This is a genomic window from Staphylococcus sp. EG-SA-2 (genome assembly GCF_017152085.1).
The window spans coordinates 1-3,741 of sequence record NZ_JACYHC010000528.1 but is presented as its reverse complement, the minus strand read 5'-3'; the positions used below and the strand labels follow the sequence as shown (position 1 = coordinate 3,741).

The following is a 3,741-nucleotide window of genomic DNA, read 5'->3' as shown; positions in this document are numbered from 1 at the left end:
CGTGATAAAACTGCATGTTCACCATCTTCTCCTGTTAACAGTTTAGTCATTCTATCACTAAATGTTCCACTTGTTGAGATAAGGGAGATTTCAGAGTCGTGTAAGTCATTTAGGTGTAATTTACTTTTACTAATAATTGTTAGCTCTGATTCTAAATAACCTTCAGATTTCTTTTGATTGATTACGTTGTATAATTCGCCAGTGTCATTTACTACAGTAATATCTGCCATAGTTGTCGCCCCTTTAAAAATTTGTTTATTTAATCTTTTACCCTTCTTATTATAAAGTAAAACCCTTACATTATTAAGTTATAAGTCTTCATTCGCATTAAACGTCTCTGTACATTTATAAAACTATTAAAAGATTACCTAAGCAGTTATTGAAAAAATGCCGAAAATTTGCTATTATCGTTAAATAATTTACATAAACTCATATAATCTAAAGAATATGGCTTTAGAAGTTTCTACCATGTTGCCTTGAACGACATGACTATGAGTAACAACACAATACTAGGAGTAGCTTCAGCCATTAAATTGTAACCATGGTGGGTGATTTATATCATTTTATATGATGGTCACAGTTTATTTGATGAAACTTCTTTTACATTGATTGCATGACAAATTCGTTATGCATGTTCGTTCACTCATAAACCCTGAAACTATTATTTAGTTTGGGGATTTTTTTGTATCTAGCACCAATTTAAGAGCAAAATGTTTCACACAAATCTGAGGAGGTTTTAAGAGTGGAGTTACTAGGACAAAAAGTAAAGGAAGACGGCGTTGTCATTGATGAGAAGATTTTAAAAGTCGATGGATTTTTAAATCATCAAATTGATGCAAAGTTAATGAATGAAGTTGGTCGCACTTTTTACGAGCAATTTAAAGATAAAGGGATTACTAAAATCTTAACCATTGAAGCTTCCGGTATCGCACCTGCAATCATGGCTGCACTGCATTTTGATGTGCCATGTTTATTTGCGAAAAAAGCAAAACCTAGCACTTTGACGGATGGTTATTATGAAACATCTATTCATTCATTTACTAAAAATAAAACAAGTACGGTCATTGTTTCAAAAGAATTTTTATCAGAAGAAGATACTGTACTCATCATCGATGACTTTTTAGCAAATGGTGATGCTTCATTAGGATTATACGATATCGCACAGCAAGCGAATGCTAAGACAGCTGGTATTGGTATTGTTGTTGAAAAGAGTTTCCAAAATGGGCATCAACGTTTAGAAGAAGCAGGTTTAACAGTTTCTTCTCTCTGCAAGGTTGCTTCACTAGAAGGAAACAAAGTGACATTGGTGGGAGAAGAATAATGAAAAATTTAATCCTAAGTGTTCAACATCTTTTAGCTATGTACGCAGGTGCCATCTTAGTTCCAATCATTGTTGGTACAAGTTTGAAGTTTACACCTGAACAAATCGCTTACTTAGTTACAGTAGATATATTTATGTGTGGGGTTGCCACATTTTTACAAGCCAATAAAGTAACAGGAACAGGATTACCAATCGTTCTTGGATGTACATTCACGGCTGTTGCGCCCATGATTTTAATTGGTCAAACGAAAGGAATAGATGTACTTTACGGTTCGCTATTTTTATCAGGGATATTAGTTATTATCATCGCGCCTTTCTTTTCACATCTTGTAAAATTCTTCCCACCAGTAGTAACGGGTAGTGTTGTTACTATCATTGGTATCAATTTAATGCCAGTAGCAATGAATTACTTAGCTGGAGGTCAAGGTGCAAAGGACTATGGAGATGTTAAGAACATTTTGTTAGGTTTAATGACATTAATCATTATTCTTGTTTTACAAAGATTCACAACTGGATTTATTAAGAGTATTGCCATATTAATTGGACTCGTTTTAGGAACGATAGGTGCTGGCTTACTTGGGATGGTCGATATTAATCAAGTCAATCATGCCGGTTGGTTAGGCATCCCAGTGCCGTTTAGATTCTCAGGATTTAGCTTTGATGTGACATCGACGTTAGTGTTCTTTATTGTAGCTATCGTTAGTTTAATTGAGTCGACAGGTGTCTATCATGCGTTAAGTGAAATTACCGGTAAGAAGTTAGAAAGAAAAGATTTTCGTAAAGGTTATACTGCGGAAGGTCTAGCGATAGTGTTAGGTTCTATATTCAATTCATTTCCGTATACAGCCTATTCGCAAAATGTAGGACTTGTTTCTTTATCCGGCGCTAAGAAAAATAATGTTATATACGGCATGGTCGTGTTATTACTTATATGTGGTTGTATACCTAAGCTTGGTGCATTAGCAAATATCATACCGCTACCTGTGTTAGGTGGTGCGATGATAGCTATGTTTGGCATGGTAATGGCATATGGTGTTAGTATATTAGGACATATCGATTTTAAAAATCAAAACAATTTATTAATTATTGCTGTATCAGTAGGATTAGGTACTGGTATAAGCGCTGTACCACAAGCATTTAAAGGTTTAGGTGAACAATTTGCATGGTTGACTCAAAACGGAATTGTTTTAGGCGCAATCTCTGCAATTATTCTTAATTTCTTTTTTAATGGAATAAAGTATAAACAAACGGAAGAAAATGTGAAATAATATAACTAATTAATTTGAAAAATGGAGGCTGTTTTTAATGTGGGAAAGTAAATTTGCAAAAGAATCATTAACGTTTGATGATGTGTTATTAATTCCAGCACAATCTGATATTTTACCGAAAGACGTTGATTTAAGCGTACAATTATCAGACAAAGTTAAATTAAATATTCCAGTTATTTCTGCTGGTATGGATACAGTAACTGAATCTAAAATGGCGATTGCTATGGCTCGTCAAGGTGGTTTAGGTGTTATTCATAAAAATATGGGCGTTGAAGAACAAGCGGACGAAGTTCAAAAAGTAAAACGCTCAGAAAATGGTGTCATTTCAAACCCATTTTTCTTAACGCCAGAAGAAAGCGTTTATGAAGCAGAAGCATTAATGGGTAAATACCGTATTTCAGGTGTACCAATTGTTGATAATAAAGAAGATCGCAACTTAGTAGGTATTTTAACAAACCGTGACTTACGTTTTATTGAAGACTTCTCGATTAAAATTGTAGATGTAATGACGCAAGAAAATTTAATTACAGCTCCAGTGAATACAACACTTGAAGAAGCAGAAAAAATTCTCCAAAAACATAAGATTGAAAAGTTACCATTAGTTAAAGACGGACGTCTAGAAGGTCTTATTACTATTAAAGATATTGAAAAAGTAATCGAATTCCCTAATGCAGCAAAAGATGAACATGGTCGTCTACTTGTAGCCGCAGCAATCGGTATTTCAAAAGACACTGATATTCGTGCTCAAAAATTAGTCGAAGCAGGTGTGGATGTCTTAGTTATCGATACAGCACATGGTCACTCTAAAGGCGTTATCGATCAAGTGAAACATATTAAGAAGACTTACCCAGAAATCACATTAGTAGCTGGTAACGTAGCAACTGCAGAAGCAACAAAAGATTTATTTGAAGCGGGTGCAGATATTGTTAAAGTTGGTATTGGCCCAGGTTCAATTTGTACGACGCGTGTTGTAGCAGGTGTTGGTGTACCACAAATTACAGCAATTTATGATTGTGCAACTGAAGCACGCAAACATGGTAAAGCTATCATTGCTGATGGTGGTATTAAATTCTCAGGAGATATCATTAAAGCATTAGCTGCTGGTGGACATGCGGTTATGTTAGGTAGCTTATTAGCAGGTACTGAAGAAAG

General features: G+C 34.7%; 3 protein-coding genes, 1 pseudogene and 1 riboswitch. Of the genes and pseudogenes, 3 read left to right on the top strand and 1 reads right to left on the bottom strand.

The genetic code is table 11. The features are described 5' to 3' along the window. A pseudogene (locus IDG60_RS08680) lies at window positions 1-230 on the bottom strand (general stress protein); the annotation flags it as partial. Between the two features lie 179 nt (window positions 231-409). Continuing rightward, window positions 410-512, top strand: a riboswitch (purine riboswitch). Between the two features lie 230 nt (window positions 513-742). Here IDG60_RS08680 and xpt point away from each other — a divergent pair. The 3 genes from xpt to guaB all read left to right on the top strand — a co-directional run. After that, entirely contained in the window at window positions 743-1,321 is a 579-nt protein-coding gene (gene xpt, locus IDG60_RS08675) for a xanthine phosphoribosyltransferase (RefSeq protein WP_000421410.1), read from the top strand. Next, complete coding sequence (pbuX, locus tag IDG60_RS08670) at window positions 1,321-2,589, top strand: xanthine permease PbuX (RefSeq protein WP_000793023.1); 1,269 nt, start codon at window positions 1,321-1,323, stop codon at window positions 2,587-2,589. Before xpt ends, pbuX begins: the two co-directional genes overlap by 1 nt. Window positions 2,590-2,626: 37 nt before the next feature. Further along, window positions 2,627-3,741 (top strand): IMP dehydrogenase (gene guaB, locus IDG60_RS08665; RefSeq protein ID WP_164825838.1); only part of this gene is annotated, 1,115 nt, incomplete at its 3' end.